The sequence below is a fragment of the Thermococcus sp. PK genome (genome assembly GCF_000430485.1).
GTDB classification, from domain to species: Archaea; Methanobacteriota_B; Thermococci; order Thermococcales; family Thermococcaceae; genus Thermococcus_A; species Thermococcus_A bergensis.
In genome coordinates this window covers 226,578-228,593 of record NZ_KE387150.1, presented here as the reverse complement: position 1 = coordinate 228,593, position 2,016 = coordinate 226,578, and the positions used below count along the sequence as shown (strand labels likewise).

Sequence of the window (2,016 nt, the reverse complement as noted above, 5' to 3'; positions counted from 1 at the left end):
TGGAAAACTCTATGGTGCCCGTTCTCACAAGAAAAAACGCCTCGTCGAGGCGGTAAAAAATGCCCTCAGAGACGATTAAACTCACGGCAAAGTTCAAGCTCAAAACAGAACCCGAAGGGTTAGAAGACCTCTTCACCCTTTATTCTGATATTGTTAATTTTCTCCTTGATTATGCTTTCGAAAACAACATCACGAGCTTTTACCGGCTGAAGAAGGAGACTTACAAGGGCCTCCGGAGGGAATACCCAGACCTTCCGAGCCATTACATTCACACGGCCTGTCAAATGGCCACCTCAATCTACAAGAGTTACAGGAAGAGAAAAAGACGAGGAAAAGCCAACGGAAAACCCATTTTCAAAAAGCAAGTAATAATGCTGGATGATCATCTTTTCAAGCTCGACCTTGAAGAGGGAATTATCAAGCTCTCAACTCCAAGTGGAAGGCTGAAACTGGAGTTTTATCGTGCAAAGTACCACGAGAAGTTTAGGGAGTGGAAAATAGGACAAGCCTGGCTTGTTAAAAACCAGATGGGAATTTTCCTCCACGTGGTGTTCTCAAAGGAAGTTGAAGTCAGAGAGCCGAAAGTCATTGTCGGCGTGGACTTGAACGAGAACAACGTAACGCTAAGCCTTCCAAACGGTGAATTCGTTCAGATAATTACACACGAGCGGGAGATTAGAACTGGCTACTTCCTAAAGAGGAGAAAAATTCAGAAGAAAATAAAAACCGGCAAAAAGGGAAGAGCTTCTGGAAAAAAGTATGAGAAGGGAGAGGAACAGGCTGAACGATTTGTATCACAAGTTGGCTAACAAAATCGTTGAATTAGCTGAAAATACGGTGGTATTACCTTGGAGGACTTAACGGAAATCAGGAACACAATAAGGTATTCGGCTGAAATGAACGGTCGCTTGCACAGGTGGAGTTTTAGAAGGCTTCAAGCCATTATTGAGTATAAAGCCAAGTTGAAGGGTGTGAGTGTCGTTTTTGTTGATCCTGCTCGCACTTCATCCCTGTGCCCGATATGTGGGGGGAAGCTAGTCCCGAATGGGCACAGGGTTTTAAAATGCGAGTGTGGTTTTGAGGCTGATAGGGATGTTGTTGGGAGTTGGAATATTCGTTTGAAAGCCCTGAAGATGTGGGGAGTCTCCGTTCCCCCCGAAAGCCAGCCAATGAAGACGGGAGGCTGGAAGCCTACCCGTTATGAAATTAACACTTTACACACACTTTACGGGTAGGCAGAACGGTTTACACGATAAGAGCGCAGAGACCCAACAACGAATTTAAAGACCTATCCCCATACATAACAGAAGGAGCTCCAGTTTATGTAGAGAAAAAGGTTATTCTGGCCGCAAAAGAAGACTTGAAGAAGACCTTTGACCTCCTAGACAAACCGATCCTTCATTACAAGGATGGCAAAGAGGACGTTTATACGATAATCGACGGCAACATAGCTTACGAGTATAGAAAAATGGAAAGCAACTGATTTTCTTTTTTAAATATTTTAAAAACAGAAAGATCAAAGAAGGGCAACACCCAAGATTAATGCAAAAATAAACACCACCAGCATCTCTACGACGATCGTCATAAGCCACGCTATTGCTGCTTTTATCCAGTCTGTATTGAAGACCGTTTTTATGACCCAGATGTACGCTATGATTCCTAAAATCCACCCTATAACCGGTATCCAGCCTATAAGCAGAGCCAGGATTCCACCGCCAACAACCGCTATCATGGACTTTCCAAGGGTTGCGTCCTCTATTCCCGCCAGCTCTGCTCCAAGCATCAGGAAAAATCCTGCAATTATTAGGGCTAGTAAGATTATCAGCACTGCTGCGAATCCCATAGCAGCAATAGCCCCAGGAACAAATGGCGGTCCCATCGGCATTGCAATCACCTCAGAAATTATTGACCTTCAATTTTTATTAAACTTTCCATTTTTGAAGGGATACTGTTAGGATAAGCGGTAGGGCGTTAGGTTTAAGTTTCTGATAATTTTTCAGAAAAAGAAGGGAGAGA

2 protein-coding genes and 2 pseudogenes are annotated in these 2,016 nt (G+C 43.7%); 3 read left to right on the top strand and 1 reads right to left on the bottom strand.

Annotation, left to right across the window (positions count from 1 at the left end; genetic code table 11):
* From THEPK_RS13175 to THEPK_RS13690, 3 genes and pseudogenes are all read left to right on the top strand, one after another.
* A pseudogene (locus tag THEPK_RS13175) lies at positions 1–79 on the top strand (IS607 family transposase); the annotation flags it as partial.
* Positions 60–1,235 (top strand): annotated as a pseudogene (locus THEPK_RS09300) (RNA-guided endonuclease InsQ/TnpB family protein). The pseudogenes THEPK_RS13175 and THEPK_RS09300, both read left to right, overlap by 20 nt.
* A 125-nt stretch (positions 1,236–1,360) precedes the next feature.
* Positions 1,361–1,483, top strand: a complete 123-nt coding sequence (locus tag THEPK_RS13690; protein WP_255346970.1) for a hypothetical protein — start codon at positions 1,361–1,363, stop codon at positions 1,481–1,483.
* A gap of 33 nt (positions 1,484–1,516) precedes the next feature.
* Here THEPK_RS13690 and THEPK_RS09295 read toward each other — a convergent pair whose 3' ends face one another.
* Positions 1,517–1,885 (bottom strand): hypothetical protein, encoded by a 369-nt coding sequence (locus tag THEPK_RS09295; protein WP_042701217.1) that lies wholly within the window; start codon positions 1,883–1,885, stop codon positions 1,517–1,519.
* Positions 1,886–2,016 lie beyond the last annotated feature (131 nt).

What these genes read in the sequence shown, in the direction of transcription:
- THEPK_RS09295 (WP_042701217.1), bottom strand. Translation starts at nt 1,885, where the DNA reads ATGCCGATGGGACCGCCATTTGTTCCTGGGGCTATTGCTGCTATGGGA.